Annotated in this window: 17 protein-coding genes and 1 riboswitch; of the genes, 11 read left to right on the top strand and 6 right to left on the bottom strand. The window is 34.4% G+C overall.

The annotated features are described in order from the left end of the window. The first annotated feature begins 284 nt into the window (after positions 1 to 284). Complete coding sequence (locus ACVBAX_RS16410) at positions 285 to 1,055, top strand: transposase (protein ID WP_447117968.1); 771 nt, start codon at positions 285 to 287, stop codon at positions 1,053 to 1,055. 78 nt (positions 1,056 to 1,133) lie between these two features. Here the strand turns inward: ACVBAX_RS16410 and ACVBAX_RS16405 are convergent, their stop codons facing one another. Next, on the bottom strand, positions 1,134 to 1,622 hold the full coding sequence (locus ACVBAX_RS16405; RefSeq protein WP_447117967.1) for a VanZ family protein: 489 nt from the start codon (positions 1,620 to 1,622) through the stop codon (positions 1,134 to 1,136). Positions 1,623 to 2,523: 901 nt separating this feature from the next. Here ACVBAX_RS16405 and ACVBAX_RS16400 point away from each other — a divergent pair. Then, on the top strand, positions 2,524 to 2,988 hold the full coding sequence (locus tag ACVBAX_RS16400; RefSeq protein WP_447117966.1) for a hypothetical protein: 465 nt from the start codon (positions 2,524 to 2,526) through the stop codon (positions 2,986 to 2,988). Between the two features lie 62 nt (positions 2,989 to 3,050). Here ACVBAX_RS16400 and ACVBAX_RS16395 read toward each other — a convergent pair whose 3' ends face one another. Further along, the gene (locus ACVBAX_RS16395) at positions 3,051 to 3,182 is read right to left on the bottom strand and encodes a hypothetical protein (protein ID WP_340905653.1); all 132 of its coding nucleotides are present in this window, start codon (positions 3,180 to 3,182) and stop codon (positions 3,051 to 3,053) included. 21 nt (positions 3,183 to 3,203) lie between these two features. Beyond that, a riboswitch (cyclic di-GMP riboswitch) is annotated at positions 3,204 to 3,289 on the bottom strand. 175 nt (positions 3,290 to 3,464) lie between these two features. Here ACVBAX_RS16395 and galU (ACVBAX_RS16390) point away from each other — a divergent pair. After that, positions 3,465 to 4,343, top strand: coding sequence for a UTP--glucose-1-phosphate uridylyltransferase GalU (gene galU / locus ACVBAX_RS16390; RefSeq protein ID WP_447117965.1), 879 nt, complete (start codon positions 3,465 to 3,467; stop codon positions 4,341 to 4,343). A gap of 61 nt (positions 4,344 to 4,404) precedes the next feature. Here galU (ACVBAX_RS16390) and ACVBAX_RS16385 read toward each other — a convergent pair whose 3' ends face one another. From ACVBAX_RS16385 to manA, 4 genes are all read right to left on the bottom strand, one after another. Then, the gene (locus ACVBAX_RS16385) at positions 4,405 to 6,474 is read right to left on the bottom strand and encodes an LTA synthase family protein (protein ID WP_447117964.1); all 2,070 of its coding nucleotides are present in this window, start codon (positions 6,472 to 6,474) and stop codon (positions 4,405 to 4,407) included. Positions 6,475 to 6,955: 481 nt separating this feature from the next. After that, positions 6,956 to 7,843 (bottom strand): glycosyltransferase family 2 protein, encoded by an 888-nt coding sequence (locus tag ACVBAX_RS16380; protein ID WP_447117963.1) that lies wholly within the window; start codon positions 7,841 to 7,843, stop codon positions 6,956 to 6,958. Continuing rightward, a complete protein-coding gene (locus ACVBAX_RS16375) occupies positions 7,836 to 9,116 on the bottom strand; it encodes a flippase (RefSeq protein WP_447117962.1) in 1,281 nt (426 codons plus the stop codon). The genes ACVBAX_RS16380 and ACVBAX_RS16375 overlap by 8 nt, the downstream gene beginning before the upstream one ends. A 175-nt stretch (positions 9,117 to 9,291) precedes the next feature. Beyond that, a complete protein-coding gene (manA, locus tag ACVBAX_RS16370; protein ID WP_447117961.1) occupies positions 9,292 to 10,239 on the bottom strand; it encodes a mannose-6-phosphate isomerase, class I in 948 nt (315 codons plus the stop codon). 553 nt (positions 10,240 to 10,792) lie between these two features. On the opposite strand from manA, the gene ACVBAX_RS16365 reads away from it, so the two are divergent. The 8 genes from ACVBAX_RS16365 to ACVBAX_RS16330 all read left to right on the top strand — a co-directional run bounded on the left by ACVBAX_RS16365 (position 10,793) and on the right by ACVBAX_RS16330 (position 20,772). Continuing rightward, the gene (locus ACVBAX_RS16365) at positions 10,793 to 11,860 is read left to right on the top strand and encodes an acyltransferase family protein (protein ID WP_447117960.1); all 1,068 of its coding nucleotides are present in this window, start codon (positions 10,793 to 10,795) and stop codon (positions 11,858 to 11,860) included. 146 nt (positions 11,861 to 12,006) lie between these two features. Further along, a complete protein-coding gene (locus ACVBAX_RS16360; RefSeq protein ID WP_447117959.1) occupies positions 12,007 to 13,749 on the top strand; it encodes a phospho-sugar mutase in 1,743 nt (580 codons plus the stop codon). Between the two features lie 76 nt (positions 13,750 to 13,825). Next, on the top strand, positions 13,826 to 14,941 hold the full coding sequence (locus ACVBAX_RS16355; RefSeq protein WP_447117958.1) for a glycosyltransferase family 4 protein: 1,116 nt from the start codon (positions 13,826 to 13,828) through the stop codon (positions 14,939 to 14,941). A 9-nt stretch (positions 14,942 to 14,950) separates the two neighbouring features. Further along, the gene (locus tag ACVBAX_RS16350) at positions 14,951 to 15,862 is read left to right on the top strand and encodes a glycosyltransferase family 2 protein (RefSeq protein ID WP_447117957.1); all 912 of its coding nucleotides are present in this window, start codon (positions 14,951 to 14,953) and stop codon (positions 15,860 to 15,862) included. A 44-nt stretch (positions 15,863 to 15,906) separates the two neighbouring features. Continuing rightward, complete coding sequence (locus tag ACVBAX_RS16345) at positions 15,907 to 17,157, top strand: flippase (protein WP_447117956.1); 1,251 nt, start codon at positions 15,907 to 15,909, stop codon at positions 17,155 to 17,157. Positions 17,158 to 17,484: 327 nt separating this feature from the next. After that, a complete protein-coding gene (gene galU, locus ACVBAX_RS16340; protein ID WP_447117955.1) occupies positions 17,485 to 18,396 on the top strand; it encodes a UTP--glucose-1-phosphate uridylyltransferase GalU in 912 nt (303 codons plus the stop codon). Between the two features lie 83 nt (positions 18,397 to 18,479). Beyond that, complete coding sequence (locus ACVBAX_RS16335) at positions 18,480 to 19,649, top strand: glycosyltransferase (RefSeq protein WP_447117954.1); 1,170 nt, start codon at positions 18,480 to 18,482, stop codon at positions 19,647 to 19,649. 10 nt (positions 19,650 to 19,659) lie between these two features. Continuing rightward, a complete protein-coding gene (locus ACVBAX_RS16330) occupies positions 19,660 to 20,772 on the top strand; it encodes a glycosyltransferase family 4 protein (protein WP_447117953.1) in 1,113 nt (370 codons plus the stop codon). Positions 20,773 to 20,825: the final 53 nt, after the last annotated feature.

Here is a 20,825-nt window from a genome sequence, read left to right as displayed (position 1 = left end):
TTATTCACTAAATAAAAATAGGCAAAGTTGAAAGATACCAGTATCTTTGGGACAAGGAACACGTCCCCTCGAAAGAAACACCCTTTGAAATAGAGAAATAATAAATAAACAGCAGGATTATAGAATCAGAAGTGGAATAATAAAGTGTAAGTAATTCGTCCCCTAAGTAACTCCCTTATACGTATCTCCTACCATGACATTCGTTTAGTATCATTAATCAATAATTCCTACACCCAAAACCAAAACTCATTAAGACCAAAACTGTATGCCGAGGTGAGTATTATTTGCCAAGGAAATCTAGGAAGAAAAGCAGAAATGGAGTATACCACATTATCCTTAGAGGAATTAACAAACAAATAATTTTTGAGGAGGATGATGATAAGAGAAGATTTCTTGATACGTTAGGCAGATTTAAGAAGCAATGTAATATTAAACTGTATGGTTACTGTTTAATGGATAATCATGTGCATCTGTTAGTAAAGGAACTAGAAGTGACCGTTTCAGAGTTCATAAAAAGAATTTGTTCAAGCTATGTATATTGGTACAACATGAAATATGAACGATGTGGACATTTGTTTCAAGATCGTTTTAAGAGTGAAGTGGTTGAAACTCGGGCTTACTTTTTTATAGTACTTAGATATATTCACCAAAATCCTTTAAAAGCAGGTCTTGCAGGCCATGTGCTTGAGTGTAAATGGACAAGTATAGGTGATTATTTGTATCATTCGACCATCGTAGATACAAAATTTGTACTGAGTCTCTTATCAGAAGATAGAGAAAAAGCAATCCAGTTAATCGCTAGGTATATGAATGAAATAAATGATGATCTTTGCATGGAAGAAATGGGAAGAGTAAGATTGTCAGACCGAGATGTGATCGACTATTTACGAACATTAGGAATTAATAGCAATAGCGCGCTGCAACAAATCAGCAAGGGCGAAAGAGATACTGTTTTAGCTATGTTAATGAAATTGAATGGAGTAACAATTAGACAAATTTCTAGGATTACGGGTTTTTCAAAAAGTGTTGTTCAACGTGCGAGGGACAGGGGATAGGGGACAGGCTCCCCGTCCCATAAAATGCAGAAGGGTTACCAAGCCATATGTTACGAGAAATCAAAATGAGGGACAGATCTATGTCCCTCTCTCTTCCAATGGTACAGCTGACCTGTCCCTAAGTCTCACCAACCCCCTTGCAACCATATAAATGACTACAAAAATAAAGCAACCAGCTCCATCAACCAGTACATCAAGCATCCGACCGCTTCTTCCTAATAAGAAGTATTGGTAAAATTCATCCAAGATTCCGATAAATATTGTAAAGATTGTAGCGAAGAATCCATTTATTAGTATGCTTTGCCACTTTCCAACTCTAAAGAGGGAAATAGCAATAAATCCATAGAAGAAAAAGTGTCCGGTTTTTCTAATAGCTAAGGAGGGATAGTCTTCTTTGATAGAGTATAAATAATAGAAAGAGCTACTTGTGTCTAATAGAAACAAAGGATCTGCTTGTTTATTGTATATCTGTTCAATCGAATCAAACTCGTCCCTATCAACCTCCCCAAGTGTATTCCCAATAATAATCATGCTCCCAATACATATTGCAACATATATTTGTTTCATAGTTACCTCCTCACACTAATCCTAGCCTTGACAAGGAAGTTTGAGACTATTCAAGGGGACAGGCACCATGTCCCCCTATTTATAAAGGGACAGGCACCATGTCCCCCTATTTATAAAGGGACAGTTCACCTGTCCCTATGAGAATTGTTGAAAAATGTCGGTTATTTCTTAGAAATAATCGACATTTTTTTCATGTTGTTCTTTATAAGAAACTTTAAAATGATAATTAATGAACGGATAGATCGTTAAGGAGTTGTTCTACTTGAAAATAAAGTCCATCATTTGTTTTTTTCGTAGATATCATAAGTATAACTATTTCACCGGTGAATGTATCAGATGTGGCAAGGTAAGTAAATCCATAAAGCAATAGATGGTCATAGGGACAGAACCATGGACTTTTCCTGGAAGAGGGACGGAATTGACTCCTCCCAAACTCTTTGAATATTTGGCACACCCTTGGGACAAGGAACCTGCCCCTGCGTCCCCAGGATAAATTTATTTACTTTTTTTAGGATGTGTGTAAAATAATGTGTATAGGAAAATGTTACTATATCTACTACATTCGACAGTTAGAAGAACCAGGTGAAAGAAGATGTTAGTTAATATTGTTTTATCTTTTGCGCTTTTGTTGGTGGTTTTTAATGTCCACTTTGGAATTATTGTATCAAAGAGTTTTCAATCTAATTATTTTGGGTTGATTAATTGGGGTATGGCCTTAATATTGTTGGTCACTGTTATTCAAAAAATGTGTGAGATTAATTTTGTTTGAGTTTACCAGTGCTGAGGCTGGTTTTTTTCTTTTCCTTTAATTCATAAGGAATGTTAGGGGTGGGCAAAGGTTACGTATGTTTCCGTTTTTTTGGCATAAGGATTAGTAACAGACTTCTTTTGGAGGTTACTTATGTACAGAAGAAAAAGAGTTGGATTGCTTCCCTTCCTATTCTTGCTTCTCTTTTTGGTAGGGGGGTATCTTCTAATACGTTTTGGACTTTTTTCGCCATCTAGACACGCAATCCACGTGGTGGAGGAATTTTATGAATATGAACAAACCGGGGACTATTCGAATTCGTGGGAACTTCTACATTCCTCCATGAAGGAGAGGTTTCCAAAGGGAGGATACATACAGGATCGAGTTCATGTATTTATGGGACATTTCGGTGCAGATACCTTTGAGTTTGAAATCAGTGAAAAAAGAAAGTTATCGAACTGGAAAATGACAAAGGAAAGTAAAAGCCTAGATTCAGTGTTTGAGGTTAAAGTGACGCAATTTTATAAGGGTAAGTACGGAACATTTGAGTTTGTTCAATATGTCTACGTAACGGAGGAAAAAGGAAATTGGGTCATTCTCTGGGACTTTAAAACTTAACGGTATATAAAATTAAGAAGCAGTCTGTCGTAAAGATAGGCTGCTTCTCTCGTATATAAGAATTATAGTTGGCTAGTTAGGATGGTGACTACAGCACTTAATAACATCGTACCTAGGATAATTGATGCGTAAAGAATCGCTTTATTTCTCTTCCTCTTTACCATCACTTCTTCTGGTGTTAAGAATTTTGACATTTTCCATTCTCCTTTAATGTTGATAGTAGCTGGCTGGCTTTATCCAAAGATAGAGGCCCCTATAGCTTTGCGTAAATCACTTTTCAGTGACCTTGCCTTTTTTATCTAGTACTATTATCGGATAAGATAGTTAAAATGTTAATAGGAAAATGGTGCTATGTGTCAAAAACTGTCGAATATTTTTTGATGTTCGTTATTGGGCTCCTTGAAATAATAACGTAAGATAAATAAATAGGAGGTGAATTCCTAAAAACCTGCTTTATGTAAAAAGGAGATGGACTCATGAGAATTGTTAAGAAAGCAATCATACCTGCTGCTGGTTTGGGTACGAGGTTTTTGCCAGCGACCAAAGCTCAGCCGAAAGAAATGCTCCCAATTGTAGATAAACCAACCCTTCAATATATTATTGAAGAAGCTGTACAATCAGGTATTGAAGAGATCTTAATTATTACCGGAAGAAATAAGAAATCAATTGAGGACCATTTCGATAAATCGGTGGAGCTTGAGTTAGAACTAGAAGCTAAAGGCAAGGTTGAGCTTTTAAACGAAGTAAGGAAGATATCAGAAATGGTAAATATCCATTATATTCGTCAAAAGGAGCCAAGAGGGTTAGGGCATGCCATCTATTGTGCAAAAAGCTTTATTGGAAATGAACCTTTTGCTGTTCTACTAGGTGATGATATTGTTTATAGTGAAAAACCATGTTTGAAACAAATGATAGAAGCTTATGAAGAATACAAAACATCCATTCTTGGAGTTCAAGAGGTTCTCCAGGCTGATGTGAATAAGTATGGTATTATTGACGGAATACATATAGAGGATCGAATTTATAAAGTAAAAGGACTTGTTGAAAAACCCACAATAGAGGATGCACCCTCGAATGTCGCCATTCTTGGAAGGTATATTATTAGTGCTGGTATCTTTGAAGTTTTAAAAGAAACCAAACCGGGTAAGGGTGGAGAAATACAACTAACAGACGCACTGAGAGAATTAGCACAAAAAGAGGCTGTATATGCCTACCATTTTGAAGGAAGACGCTATGATGTAGGAGATAAGCTTGGATTTTTACAGGCTACAGTGGAATATGCTCTTAGAAGAGAGGATATTAGAAAAGATTTTTATGATTACCTATCAACCATTATGGACCATCGTATAGAATAGAGTAAGATAAAAATGAGCAGTCCATTTTGAGTGGACTGCTTCTATTGTATTGGAATTAACTTTAATTTTCGAATAAAATGGTTCGGCTATATTGTTTGCCAAGTAATAAATCGTATGCAATCAAGCGATAATCTTCAAGTAACTCCTGTTCTTCTGCAGAAAGCTCAGTCACAAATTCTCGTTCGCTATTAATCTTTACTGTACTTTTTAACCCAGAGAAATGGGTTCTTAACTGATCAAGGATTTGATAAAATGCTGGCTTTTCTAATCCGCCTAATTCGTATACGATCGGCCCAAGATAAAATGGACTAACTGTATTTAAGTTTTTGTCCTCTGTATCAAAATTCGAATAAATTAATAGAGGTGTTTCGTAATATTTTAACTCGTTGATATTTTGATCGGGATCATCAAAGTGGGCTTCCTTATAAATTCCTAAATTTGCTCCAAGAACAGGCAAGTGGTCACCCCAGAACACAATCATCGTTGGCTCATCTATTTCTTCTAGCTGATTAATCAATAGCTGCAAGGCTTCACCGGACCTTCGAATTCCTTCTGTATAAACCTCCAGCATAGCATTGGACTCATCTTTTAGCCCTGAAACCTTAATTTTATTTTCCTCATACGCTCCCGGGTTGTAGGGCATATGGTTCTGCATCGTAACGGCATGAATAAATAATGGGCTGTTTTCATTCTTTAAGTTATCTATTATTTCATAAGTTAAGGATTCATCGGATATGACCCCACCAGGCGTTGTTCCTTTGTTCTTCATGGTTTCTTGATCCAAAAATGTATCAATTCCGAACGTCTCGTATACTCTATTTCTTTTATAAAATACCCGATTGTAAGGGTGTATGGCTAAGGATTTGTATCCTTTTTGCTCCAAATCACTAACAATGGTAGGGACAAAACTTTTATTATCAACAAATTCTTGAAATGGAACGGATCCTATTTTAAGAAATGAAGTGGTAATTCCAGTCAAAGCTTCGAATTCCACATTCGCTGTGGCTCCGCCGAATACAGGGGAAAGGACTTGTCCAGAAGTATTCTCCCCCATAAGTTTGCGTAAGTTAGCTAAAGGATCACCAGAGAACGAAACATTTTCTAGCTTGGTCGGATCCCAGAATGCCTCGCTCATTATAAAAACAATATTAGGGCGACTAGACTCGTCATTACTTGTCTCCTCATTGTTGGATTTCTTATATTTATTGGCGATTTTTATAACATTTTCTTTAGTGTAGTTTTCAGGCTTTTCAAAGCTAGCATTATAAAGATTGGAAATAAAACCAAAGATAAACCCATTTTCCTCATAATTAGACAACTGACTCCATTGAACAACCGCTATGCCAGATACATCTGTTAGCTTCTTCATAAATGTTTTTGGGAAAAATGTATAAGCATATACCATATAGATTGAAAAAAGTAGAATAGCAACTCTACTCCAACGGTTGATTTTCATTTTTGGCAACATAAAAATAATAAAACTGATAATAAGTACAAGTAAAAGCACAACAAGAATAGAGCGTATGGAAAGAAACTCTGCTACCATCGGTACGACATCCTTCATATGTGTTACTTGTAAAAAGTCCATTGGATAGAGAGGCTCTGTACGTAGGTTCAATTTATTAAAATGTATGAATCCAATTAATACAAACAAGACACTACCTAGCAATGAACTTATAAAAATATTCCCTATGATCGCGAAGAGCAACAGGAATACAAATTGTAAGTAAAGGATTCCAGCTAAGAAAACATAAAAATTGTTAGAGATCCATTCTGTTGTTGAGACAGGATCCTTAAGCCATTGGGAATATTGAAAAAAGTAATTGACTATAACTGATGTGAACAAAGTTAAAAAGATAATGGAAAGGTACTTTCCGATAACCAAAGACCAAAGGAAGCGTGTTTTGAGGAATTTGTAAACCTTCATTTGAAGTTTATATGTACAAATAAAAATCAAAAACAAAATAACAAAATAAGTGGCCATCTTTTTAGTATCGTTGTGCATCCATGCAATGAAGTTGGTAATATCATAATTATTTCTTCCCAATTTGATGAAGAAAAGAGCCAACAAGGAAAGGAAGCCGTTCACAGTTAGTATTAATAGAATATGTTGGATTTGTTGTTTCTTCATTAGATCCTCCGTTTAAGCAATTTAGGCACAAATCATTCCATTGGTTTTATTTTAAGCATTTATTGAGAATAAATAAAGTTTTGTTACAGGAATGTAAACTTATATCCAAAAAATGCAAGTGATAATTTCCGACAATTAATGACAATTATGAGAGGCTTTGAGTGAAATATGTAATTATTTGAATGAAGGACTATTTTATCTTTGTAGCAAATAAATATAGTAAATAGAAGATAATGAGGTGGTCCAATGGATTGGATAATTAGACACGGTACATTTATGTTTATAGTATCCATAGCTTCATGCATTTGGATTATGAAAGCGTTATCTGGAACTTCTTTTGATTTGCTCCTTTCCTGTGGGCTATCGTACTTAGTATGGACGATTCAATGTTTGTATTATGTTATTTCAAATATTCTTAATCTGGATTAATAAAAGGGCTATCTCTAACAGTTAAATATAAACTGATGAGATAGCCTTGTTTTTACATAGGTCCTGTTTTTCCAATTATTCCATGAATGGAACCTTTGATCATACTTCCTATTTTTCTGAATCGGTCTTTTTCAAACAATAAAACAATAATCGTTTCCTTAAAAGTAGCTGTTAAATCTTCTCTAAGCCACTCTTTCTCAGACTTAAAGTACTTTTTATAGGTATGGATTCGATTACGTGTAATATAATAGCGGCGAATATAGTTGTGATTCGTTGCCATTACTTTTGATCCTAGAAGATTATGTCTCTTTGTGTTGCCGAGATTATGAAGCATTGAAACGCTTTGTGCCATGATAATTTTATAACCTTTATCTCTTGCCCGTAAGCAAAATTCGATATCTAAAAAGTCGATAAAATACTCCTCAATAAAAAGGCCAATCTCTCTAAATACACTCTTTTTTATGAGACTTCCTGAAGTAATAACTGTTTTAGGCTCAGATACATCAGCTACTTGGTTAATCTCGGACATCTCTTCATGAAGAAGGTTTTCGTCTACCCAGTTAGGAGCTAATATCGCAACCTTTTCTTTCTCTGATAATGTATCATACACCTGAAGCAGCCTTCTAAAAAAGTCTTCACTAATTTTACTATCTTGATCAAAGGTGGCAATCCACTCGATCTCTTTGAATTGTACGTTTTCTAGAATCAATTGAATACCTTGATTTAAGGCGGTACCTAAGCCTTTGTTTATCCCATTATAGATGACCGTAACGAAAGGGATATTCTCAACTTCTTTTAAATACTCTATAGATATCCCACCAGAGCCGTTATCGATAATAATTAAACTTGATGCTGATCCAGCAATAGACTTCACATTTTCTATGAGATCTTTCTCTGGATTGTATGTGACCATTATCGCAGCAACACGTTCCTTAACCATTTACATGTTCCTTTCTAATCTTATTAGGGGTCCAAACATGAACACCTTTCCTCCATAAAACGATGACCATTAGTAGAGTGGCAAAGGTTTCTGTTAATATCGCAATCCACGCTGTCCCGTACTCTCTAAAGGGAGGGATGAGTAGGATCATTAAGACAACACTAAATAGACTAGCGGCTATATAAATTCTGGATAGTTCTTTTTTATAGTCAAAGTTAATCATTGTCAAAATCCCAAATATATTTGCCCAACCTAATACAAGTGGCATCGGAGAAAGAATTTGTAATAAAGGGATGGTTGCTGTATATTCTTCCCCTATAGCAAGAATGACTAGGGGTTCCGCAAATACGCCTACAATTAAGGATAATAATCCCATTCCGACAGTAATTATTATAAACATCTTATTCAATATCCATAAAGCTCTCTCCCTCGATTCTTGTAGAGCCTTACTTAAGTATGGATAAATAGATTGAACAAGTGGAGAAATAACACTTGACACAGCCTTTACAACTTTCTCAGCACTTGAATAATATCCAACTATGGTATTAGAGGCAAAGAACCCAAGAATGAAGATATTACTTGTTGTATATAAGCTCGTTACTACGTTAGATACGAAGATATGCCAGCCTTCTTTTAATTGATTTTTTATATCATCAAGAGAAGGCTTTGTAAAACGAATTTGGTAACGGGTTATAATAATGAAAATGGCTATGATCCCAATCACGATTGAACCAAGGGTATTTAAAATGGGTACTAACAAATACTCATTCGGGTTTTGTACAAAAACAAATATACCAATAGTAAAAATAGATTTTGAAATCACATTTAATATAGAAATGGTCTTCATTTGTTCAATTCCTTGAAAGAACCAAACGGGGAAAAGAACGTTTCCAACCACCATACCAAAGGTTATAAAGTAAACGATGCTATCGCCTTGGAACTTTGGGACAAATAGGACCAATAAGACAAGAATAACAAAGCTTACGATTAGCAAAAGTGTTCGAATGAGCATGACCGTCGAAAAAATAGTCGATAATCGTTGCTTGTTATCTCTGGCTAATGAGATATCTCTTGTCGCTACAAGATTAAAGCCATAGTCAGTAAAAAGAATAAAGTACTGGATAAAAGCTTGAGCAAAGCTAATTAATCCAAATTTACTTACACCGACAGTCTGTAGTAAATATGGTAACGTAACTATTGGAAGGATTAAGTTTAAGCCCTGGACACTTGCTAAGGATAAGAAATTGGTTACTAGTCTTTTTTTTGTGGACATTAGTTGTAAAAGATCTCCTTTAAATACATAAATAAAAATCATATATAAGTTTTTAATACTTGCTTATTTTAGCACTTCTTAATTCTATATAACAGTTAAATAGGGGCGAGAAACCTAATTGTGAGAAAAAGGCTATAAAAAAGGCAACAGTATAGAACTATTGCCAAAAAAGTGATTATAAATATGACACGATGCACTCACAGTTTCCTTCAAGTGAGAACTCGCCTAAGTTTGCAGGTAATAAGAAGTGGTCCCCTTTTTTAAAGTCAAATGTGCCACTGTTAGAGATAGTAAGTGCTCCGTCCCCATCAAGTACACTAACTAGTTGGAAAGGCTGATCTTGCTGTAATGTCGTTTTACCTGATAAACTCCATTTTTGAACGGTAAAATAGCGGTCTCTTACAAAAGTTGTTATCGTTAAATCCTCTGTTTGTTTGACTTCTGTCTCCACCTCTGATGCATGGTGGGGAATAGTTGAAACCTCAATAGACTTAGTAATATGCAACTCTCTTTTATTCCCATTATTGTCAGTTCGGTCATAATCGTAAACCCGGTAAGTAGTATCAGAATTTTGCTGTGTCTCTAATATGACAATTCCTTTTCCTATAGCATGAATCGTTCCACTTGGAACAAAGAAGAAATCACCTTGCTTTACTGGTACCTTCTGAAGCAGGTCGTCCCACTGTCCGTCTTCAACCTTCTGGATAAACTCCTCTTTTGATTGAGCAGTATGACCAAGAATAATCTCTGCACCGGGTTTGCTATCAACAATATACCAACATTCGGTTTTACCAAACTCTCCATTTTCATGAGTAAAGGCATATTCATCATCAGGGTGCACTTGTACCGATAAATCATCGTTCGCATCAAGAATTTTTGTAAGAAGAGGAAACCGATCTCCTTCAATTCCACCAAAAAGTTCACGATTAGAGCTCCAAAGCTCTCCAAGTGTTTTACCTTCAAATTGTCCATTTCTAACAATACTTTGCCCGTTCTCATGAGCTGCGAATGCCCAGCATTCACCTGTTTTTGAGGATGGAATATCATAGCCGAATGATATTAATTGTTTACCACCCCAGATTCTCTCCTGGAATACAGGTTTGAAAAAAATTGGTTCTACCATTTGTAAAAAGCCTCCAATATATAAGTACTACTATTGTACTATAACTCTTATTTAGTGCAAAATTTTTCAAAAATGTTTTTAGTTGAAATTTTCGGGTATATATAATTTAGAGGCAATAAGAACCTTTTTGCATCATTTTTATTTAAGGAAATAATATTAAGTATTGTGAGGGAACATCATGGAGTGGATAATTAAGCACGGTACATATATGGTTATTTTATCTGTTGCATGCATAATGTGGTGTGGAATTGTATTGTCTGGGGAGTATATTTCTTTTATATTGACTTTAGGTTTACTTTATTTAGTTTGGGTAATGCAGTGTATAGCATTTGTCCTATATAATGTCATCGTAGATTAAACGATATCGGCGTTCTTGCAAATTATTTCAATTATGAAGACATTCCTTTCATAGGAATGTCTTTTCTTTATCCATTTTTTGGTTGTAATTAAACAGCAATTTGAGAGTTATTTACAATGGTAATTATGTACTAGCTATTTTATATAAAAAGTGTAAAATAATGAGGGTTGTAAATTAATATACTGGGGGAATAAAATGAGTAAACACAATCAAAAAATGCAACTTATACAGGCTTTTAGAGGACTGGCAGCAATACTTGTTTTATTTCATCATGGCCAGTCAAATATGGGAAATCCTGAATTAGGAGCGCTTGGAAAGATATTCAGTATAGGGTGGATCGGGGTTGACTTTTTCTTTGTATTAAGTGGTTTTATTATTTTCTATGTTCATCATAAGGATATTGGTAATAGAACATCTATTTTACGATTTTACTTTAAGCGTTTTATAAGGGTATATCCTATATATTGGATTGTTACATTCACACTCATGGCTTTCTATTTTCTTTATCCAAATTGGGCTGTGGCATATGATTTAAGAGGTTTTATTAAATCTTTCTTTTTATTACCGCACCCACAAGTTCCTATTGTTTCTGTAGGCTGGACTTTAGTTTATGAAGTATTCTTCTATGGTGTTTTTGGTTTATTAATTATATTAAACAAGAAGTTTTCCTTCCCATTAATGGCTTTATGGGTAATCGGCATCTTATTAAATTCCTTTAATATTATTACGTTTGAAAACTACTACTTAAAATTTATTTTTAATAATTATAATCTTGAATTCATTTTTGGAAGTATAGTGGCATATATAACTCTTAAATTTAAACTTAAACGTCACTATATATATTTGGTTGCAGGTTTATTAGGAGCATCTTTAGGTTCAATTCTCCTTATAAAAAGCGTGATTGTGCGGAATTCCACTGAGTCAATTTTGATTATGGGTGTTTCGTTTGCTTTAATTGTCCTTTCAACTGCTTTTATTGATTTTAAAAATGTAATTAATGTCCCAAAAGTATTTTTATTATTGGGAGACTCATCCTACTCAATTTATTTAACACACAATTATTTGTTTATCCTACTGTATTTAAACTTTGTTGTAAGACATGTTTTTACGCCTATTAAAATCCTAATGGTTACTTCTCTTCTTACTTTAATTGCAGCGGTTTTATTTCACATGATTATTGAAAAACCTATCATGAATAAACTAAGTAAACGGCAGTTTTCTAGGGTTAAAAATAATCCTACTCAGGTTAAGAAGGCCTCATAGAGTGTGTTTTTGAAAAGGGGAACCGAGTGTTCCCCTTTTTCATTGAAAAAACCTAATTAAAATCATATAAGGAAAAACAGTGTAAAAAATGTAAAAAAATATATATAATATGTTGGGTATAAAATACTATATGTAGGAGTTTATTTATGAATTGGAATATTAAACTAGAAAGCTGGACTAAAAAGAAAGATTTAGATATAGAGCTAAAAAAGCAGTTATCGGATTTAAATAATTCTAAAAAAGAGTTGGAGGATTGCTTTTATAAGCATTTGGAATTTGGAACCGGAGGAATGAGAGGAGAACTTGGACCTGGTATTAACCGCTTGAATATTTATACTATAAGGAGAGCGGCAGAAGGTTTGGCGAAATATATTGAGGCTAAGGGGAAGGTAGCTAAAGCTAGAGGGATAGTTATAGCTTATGATTCTCGTCATAAGTCTCCTGAATTTGCATTAGAAGTTGCTAAGACAGTTGGTAAGTATGGTATTAAGGTTTACCTATTTGAACAACTACGTCCAACTCCAGTACTATCGTTCGCGGTGAGATATTTACATGCCATATCAGGAGTTGTAATTACAGCTAGTCATAATCCCCCTGAATACAATGGATTTAAAGTGTACGGAGAGGATGGGGGTCAAATTCCACCGGAAAGTGCAGATCAAATCATCGGCTATGTAAACAATGTTGAAGACGAATTGTTGGTTCAAGTTGCTGAGGAACAGGAGTTGATCAATAATGGGGTCTTAAGCTATATTGGAAAGCAAGTCGATGATGCTTATATCGCTGCTTTAGAGAAAATACAACAAAATAAGCAAGTGGTACATGAGGTTTCAAATGATTTAAAGATTGTCTTCACGCCACTGCATGGTACTGCAAATATTCCTGTTAGAGAAGGACTTAAAGCGTTCGGCTTTGCAAATATTACAGTGGTTAAGGAGCAAGAACTTCCTGACCCTGAATTTACAACGGTGTCTTCTCCAAATCCAGAAGAACACGCAGCTTTTGAATTAGCAATTAAATATGGCGAGGAACTAGATGCGGATGTTTTGCTCGCAACTGATCCGGATGCTGATCGCTTAGGGGTTGCTGTGAAAACCTTAAATGGCGATTATAAAGTGTTAACAGGTAATCAACTAGGAGCTCTTATGTTAGAGTACTTGCTTTCACAAAAAAAGGCACAGGGGTTGCTTCCGAGAAATGGAATTGTTGTCAAGACTATAGTAACATCTGAAATAGGTCGAGATATTGCTCGTGCTTATGACATTCCTACTATTGATACACTTACAGGGTTTAAGTTTATTGGAGAAAAAATTCTTGAATTTGAACAAACCGCATCTAACACCTTCCTATTTGGTTATGAAGAAAGCTATGGATACTTAATAGGTGATTTTGTTAGGGACAAGGATGCTGTACAGTCTGCGGTATTTACAGCTGAGGTCGCAGCCTACTATAAAACAAAAGGAAAAACTCTTTATCAAGGCTTAATAGAGATTTTTGAAAAGTACGGCTATTATCAAGAAGCACTAACATCTATTACTTTAAAAGGAATGGAAGGTGCACAAAAAATCTCATATATAATGGAGCAGTTTCGTAAGCAGCCATTACACGAGATATCGGGGCAAAAAGTAACAGTTATTGAGGATTATTACACAGGTATAAAAACGAATATCCTAAATGAAGAGCAAAGTACAATTAATCTCCCTAGATCGAATGTTATTAAATATCATCTTTCTGACGGTTCATGGTTTTGTCTAAGACCCTCAGGGACAGAGCCCAAGGCAAAGTTTTATTTTGGTATAAAAGGTAAAAGTTTAGAAGAAAGTGAAAAGAAGATAGAGAGTATTAAGGAAGCAGTAATGAAACGAGTAAATAAATTAGTGGCTAACTAGTTGTTTATTAAAAAGGGATTCATTTATATGGCCAATTCTTAGTCTTTATTACGAAATTCTAGAACGGAAGTGTAAAATGAAATTTTTATTGTTTTTCCCTGGTATTGAAAAGCTCCATGAAGCAAAGGACGTGGGGATGTTTCCAAGGGAACTGGCTAAAAAAGGTTTTCATGTCACGATAGTAACAGATGAGAAAAGGGATTTTGGAGATTTTGAGGGAGTAAGCTTACATGAATTAAATAAAAGTGGTTGGAAATTATATGTAGGATTTATTATTTACTTATTTAGAAATAGGGATCAGTACGATGTTTTTCAATTATTTCACTTCAGTAAGGTAGCTGCATTACTAGCATTTCTATTTAAGCTTTTCAATAGCAAAGGGATTACCTATTTAAAGATGGATGCAGATTATAGAAATTTAGAGCTGTGGAATAAAAATACGTCTAAATGGTATGGAAAACTACAGTATTTTTTATCAATGAAATATTTCGATTTAATGACAATAGAGACAGAATCAATGTTTAATGGAATTATGAAGGTATGGCCATTTCTTCAGGGGAAATTAAAATATCTACCGAACGGGTTATCTTTTTCTAGTCAAGAGTCTACTAATGAAATACTAGAGGTGAAACCAACCTTTCTAACAGTGGGAAGAATAGGTACTTATCAAAAGGCTACGGATATACTTGTGCATGCTTTTGCACAAATTGCCGATCAAACAGATTTTACTTTAAAGCTAGTGGGCCCAGTTGAAAATAGTTTTCATAAATGGCTCTTGGATCAACATTTAAGTGAGGAGATAACAAATAGGATTCATTTAACTGGAAATATTTCAGAAAGAGAGCTTTTAAAAACAGTTTATCAAGAAAGTGCAATTTTTGTTTTCCCCTCCCGATGGGAAAGCTCAGGGCTTGCATTAATTGAGGCTGCTGGGGAAGGTAACTATATTATTGGGACTGATGTTGGCGCAACTGGAGAGGTAGTTAACCAGACCAAGTTTGGATCAATAGTGGAAATTGACGATGTGGAGGGTTTATCCAATGCCCTATTGAGAGCATCTAAAAATAAGATAGTGTTCGATTTAGAGAAAAGAGAGCGTGCTAAGAGCGTTGTAAGACGTAGTTACGACTATAGTCAAATAACAGACAGGCTCATTTCCTATATTACTGATAAAATTAACAAAAGAAAGTGATTTGATTAAATGAAAGACCTACCATTAGTGTCAGTCATTATTTTAAACTTTAACTCTGAGCAGAAAACTGAACTTTGTATAAGAAGTCTAGTTGATTCAAAATACTCTAATCTTAATGTGATTATTGTTGATAACTCAACTAACCCTTTATCGTCTCAATCTGTTGAGGAGCTGGCCCGAAAATATAACTTTGATTTCATCAGGGTTAATGAAAATAAAGGATATGCTGAAGGAAATAAAATAGGAGTCGATTTTGCAATCAATAAGGAAGCTGAATATGTTTTTGTGTTAAATAATGACACTATCGTACACGCTGATTGTATTAATTTAGTTGTAGAGGCTATGGAGTACGATGAAAATATTGCTGTTAGTGGACCTATTTTATATAATCTGAACTATACGGTTGATTCGTATGAGACAACTGATATCCTCCAATCTGCAGGCTTGAAAATAAACCCTTACACCGGTCGGACGATATCGAATTCAACCTCGGTGAATGGAGATATTAGTGAGCATCCAGTTATTTCTGGGGCAGCTTTGATGTTTCGTAGCAATATAATTAAAGAATTTGGCTTTATGAATGGTGATTTTTTCTTATACTATGAGGAAACAGACTATTGCTTATCTTTAAAAAAGGAATTTCCAACTTTTAAAATTTGCACAATAAACTCGGCAATGGTTTGGCACGAACCTAGTAATAACATTGATGAAAAGATTTATTCTTTGTATTACTCTCATCGAAATAAAATCATATTTATGAGGAAACATTTTAAGCAAACATTTCCGATTTTCTTAGTCTTTTTGTTTTTGCTATCTATTCCTAAAAAACTACTTAGTTATAGAAGTCGACCCGCCTATATTCGAGCTTTATTTAAGGCAACACGGGATGGATTATCTGGAAAAATACTTGAACGTATTTAAATGTCTTTCGAATTATTAACAATAAAAAAGAATAGTGAGATTGTATGAATAAGAAAAAATTTATAGAAAATCTTTTATCTTTATTTACTTTGCAGGGACTTAATTATCTACTCCCTTTAATTACTCTGCCTTACCTTGTAAGGGTATTAGGGAGTAACAACTTTGGGGTTATTACCTTTGCTACAGCAATGATGCAGTATTTTGTAGTTGTTACCGATTATGGTTTTAATATGACAGCCACTCAACGAGTATCATTAAACAGAGAGAATTCTACTGAAATAAATAAAATATTTAACACTGTCATGTTTTTTAAGTTTATGCTACTTATTCTTAGTTTTTTTATAATGGTTACTATAGTCTCTCTTGTCCCAAGCCTGCGAGAAAATACTTCTGTATACTATGTGTCATTTTTATTGGTTCTGGGAAATGCTATATTTCCTGTTTGGTTATTCCAAGGTTTGGAGCAGATGAAGTATATAACCATCGTCAACGTAATATCTAAAGCACTTTCAACTATTTGTATTTTCCTGTTTGTTCGCTCATCAGGTGATTTTGTTCTTGCTGCTTTTTTCCAATCAATTGGGTACGTGATAGCGGGGATTATAAGCTTGTTTTTCATAAAAAAGCTTGTTGATATTAAGATTTCTACTAAAGATGTGTTACCCAATCTAAAGCAGTATGCTGTCGAGGGAGGCCACGTGTTTATCTCGAGCTTTGCCGGTAACATCTATGCACAGGGTGCGGTACTTATTACAGGATTAGTGTTAGGGAAAGTAGAGGCAGGGTATTATTCTATAGCTCAAAGGATTTCTGCTGCTGTAGTTGGTGTGGCACAACCGTTTACTCAGGCGATTTTTCCATATTTGGCACGTTTGTTTGAAGAAAGCCAAATAAAATTTCAGAATGCCAAAAAGAAGATCCTTATTATAGGAGCATCTATATCATCTTGTTTGGGAATCGGTTTGTACTTTTTCTCGGGCTTAGTTGTTTGGGTAGTTACTGGTGAAAGAAATCCAGAACTGACTTCTTTACTAGAGGTATATTCTTTCGTCATTATTACGATTATTCTTAATGTACTGCTAAATCCTTTTATTCTATCAATGAAAAAATATAGCCAAATGCAAAAGATGTATGTAACGATATCCGTAGCATTTTTATTCTTCTCCATACCAGCCACCTATTTCCTGGGTATTATTGGAATGGCTATCTCTATACTTTTAGTCGAATTATTCATTACCATACAAAGCCTAAGAATAACTCGTGAAAAGAGTATCCAATACTCTACTCAAAACTAAATTTACACATACGAACCTTTGTGGTTGTCCACGGGTTCTTTTTCTGTTCGCTACCGGGATATTAGAAATATTGAACTGAAACTAATAGATTAAATAATAAAAGGTGATAATAATATTTCAGATGGTTTTTGACAATAGTGTGGTTTTTTAGTATCTATAATAGTAAAATTGTATGATGTATGACAAAATAAAGGGGAATTTTACGTTATATTACATAATAAAAGTGTTTTCGACAAAAAGTTACAATATTCCTCATTCGATTGTGCTACTATGTTTTTTGATATGAGTGCTATTCCATAACTTTATATAATTTAAGGAGGAACACAATTGCAAAAGATAAAAAAAGCTATTATTCCTGCAGCAGGATTAGGAACAAGATTTCTACCTGCTACAAAAGCAATGCCCAAGGAAATGCTACCAATCGTTGATAAACCGACGATCCAATATATTATTGAGGAAGCAGTTAATTCAGGAATCGAAGATATTATAATAGTAACAGGAAAAGGAAAACGAGCGATTGAAGATCATTTCGACAATGCTTATGAATTAGAAAGCAATCTTGTGGAAAAAGGAAAACTTGATTTGTTGGAAAAAGTAATAGAGCCTTCAAATTTAGCTAATATACACTATATTCGACAGCAAGAGCCAAAAGGGCTAGGTCATGCGGTTTGGTGTGCTAGAAGTTTTATTGGTAATGAACCTTTTGCGGTATTGTTAGGTGATGATATTACTTCGGGTAGTGTTCCAGCACTTAAACAACTTATTAATCAGTATGATTCTACATCTTCATCAGTTATTGGTATCCAAAGGGTTGAAGATGAAGAAACACATAGATATGGAATTATCGACCCAACTGAGCAGAATGGTCGTATGTATAAAGTAGGTGCTTTTGTTGAAAAACCTGAACAAGGGACAGCCCCATCAAATCTAGCTATCATGGGAAGATATATTCTAACCCCTGAAATATTTACGTTCTTAGAAGAGCAAAATGTAGGAGCGGGCGGAGAAATTCAGTTAACTGATGCGATTCAAAGGTTAAATAATGTCCAGGATGTATATGCATATGACTTTGAGGGTACCCGTTATGATGTTGGAGAAAAGCTCGGCTTTATAAAAACAACAATTGAATTTGCCTTAAAAAATGAGGAATTACAACAAGATATCCTAGACTTCTTAAGTGAAGTTTTAGAGAAAAAGGAAATCAATATGGGCACAGGAAAGAATTTTATTTCTAAGTAACTTCTGTTTAACCCGATTCTTTTTGGGTTCGCTTAACTTAAAGGTGAAAGCTAACCATGCTTTATAGTAGGGAGATGATAGATGTGCTTAAAGATAAAATAGTTATCTTATTTTCAGGTAACCTCGCTGATGTATCACCTGGTGGAATTGCAGAATATGTCTCTCAGTTTATTCAGCATTCACAAAGTGAAGTTTTCTTATTGGGGACTGAAAATAAAGAATCGGGTACTAAGCTTTGGGAAAAAGAAAAAAGAGATATAGGTGGTAAAGAATATACGTATATTCCAATTAATTTTTCCAACAGAAAACCTATCTCTGTTTTCTATTTTATCCATCTTATTGTGTTCATTTTATTTAACATTAATTTTTGGAGAAGTATAAAAGTTATTTATGCTCAAAGGATGGAGTATGTACTGCCTTTTACACTACTATTTCCACGAAAACAGGTTGTTATGGCCATCCATGGTTCAGGAAGGTACGCAACGATGTTCTGGGGAAAGTATATTGCAAAAGTGTATCTACTACTTGAAAAAATAAGTATTAAACGGTCAACAAAGGTTTTTATACTTAATAACCATAATGACTATGGAGTACCGTATTATAAGAGGAAATATAGTAAATATAAAGATAAGATATTCTATACACTTGTACCAGTAAATATGGATCTATTTAAGCCGATGGATAAATCTGAACCACGTAAAAGATTTGGATTTAATTCCAATGATCACGTAATGATGTTTTTTGGGCGTATAGAAAATAATCCCAAAAGAGTCTATTTGTTACCGGAGATTTTGAAAAAAGTAAAAATTATCCATCCAACCACAAAACTTTTGGTTGTTGGGACAGGAGGGGCAAAGCAGGAACTTATGGAGAGTCTTAATGACATGAATCTGCTTTCCGATACAGTATTTATTGATCATATCAAGCATGGAAATGACTTGGTAGAATTAGTCAATTGCGCTGACCTTTCTATTGTTTGTTCTTCATTTGAAGGAATATGTATGTCAGCATTAGAGTCTATAAGCTCGGGTGTTCCAGTAATAGCTACCAATGTTGGAGATATAAAGGAGTACTTGCAAAATGGAGTAAACGGATATTTAGTGGATCAACAAGAGGATGAATTAATTATAGATGAGATTTCTAATTATGCAGCTCAAATCATTGGTCATCCGATATCCATCCCTACAAATACTGTAGATAAGTTTCAGGCGAGGGAAGTCATAAGCCAGACTGAGGACTTACTATTGAAATAGAGGAATAATAATGAAGATAATGATTGATGCAACAAGTCTTGCAAGGACTATTACGGGTATAGAGAATTATACTAAGAACCTTGTATTAAATATTATCAGGTTAAATGATCCTAAGGAAAATGAGTTATATATTTTATTTAGAAAAGAAGTACCTTCTTATTTAAAGGACATAAAGGGGTACACGCCATTAGTATGTCCTTTGAATTCTCAGTTGTTTTGTGAGCAATTTTGGATTCCATATATAAATCTAACGTACAAGCCCGAGGTCATTCATTTTCCGGCATTTCCACCGCCTTTATTTCTATTTAATAAAGGAACACATTTTACCGTTCATGATGCGACCATGTGGAAATTTCCAGAAACACTTTCATTGAAAAATAAACTCTATATGAAGCCTTTAAGTAATTTAGGAATCAAAAAATCAAAAACTATCTTTACTGTCTCAGAGGCATCTGTATCAAATATTCTTGATGTCTTTCCTAGTTTAAAAAATAAACTTGTAAATTCGGGACTTTCCATTTCCTCAAACTTTAAACCTGAAACTGATGAAGATCTGCTTAATGAGGTGAAAGTTACATACAAGTTACCTGAAAGGTATTTCTTAACGGTTGGAAGTATTGAACCTAGGAAAAACTTGATTTTCTTAATCAAAAGTTTTATTGAGTTTAAAAAAAGATTCAATAATGACTATAAGCTTGTGATTACCGGAAGAGCTGCCTGGGGTTCAGCTGAAATCAAAGAAATTATTGAGAACAGCCATGTAGGAGATAGTATCTTATTTACAGGTTATGTTTCTGATGAGGATTTGGTTTCACTATACACATTGGCCAGTTGTTTTGTCTATCCATCCATTTATGAAGGATTTGGTTTGCCGGTTCTTGAATCAATGGCGTGTGGAACACCGGTAATCATTTCGGATTCATCTTCCTTACCTGAGGTTGGAGGAAATGCGGCATTATACTTTAATCCCTACAAACAAGATGAGCTAATTGAATTGTTAGAAAAATTCGTTTTTAACGGTGCTATAAGGGATGAGCTTCGAAATAAAGGTTTAGAAAGAAGTAAATTCTTTTCTTGGAAAAAAGTTTCCAAAATTATTTTTGAAGAATACCTAAAAAAATGAACGAAGATTTGTTATGATATTAAATGTGCCACTGAATATTCAGAGGCATTATT

Source organism: Robertmurraya sp. GLU-23, assembly GCF_052983275.1.
This window is presented reverse-complemented; position numbering and strand designations above follow the sequence as displayed.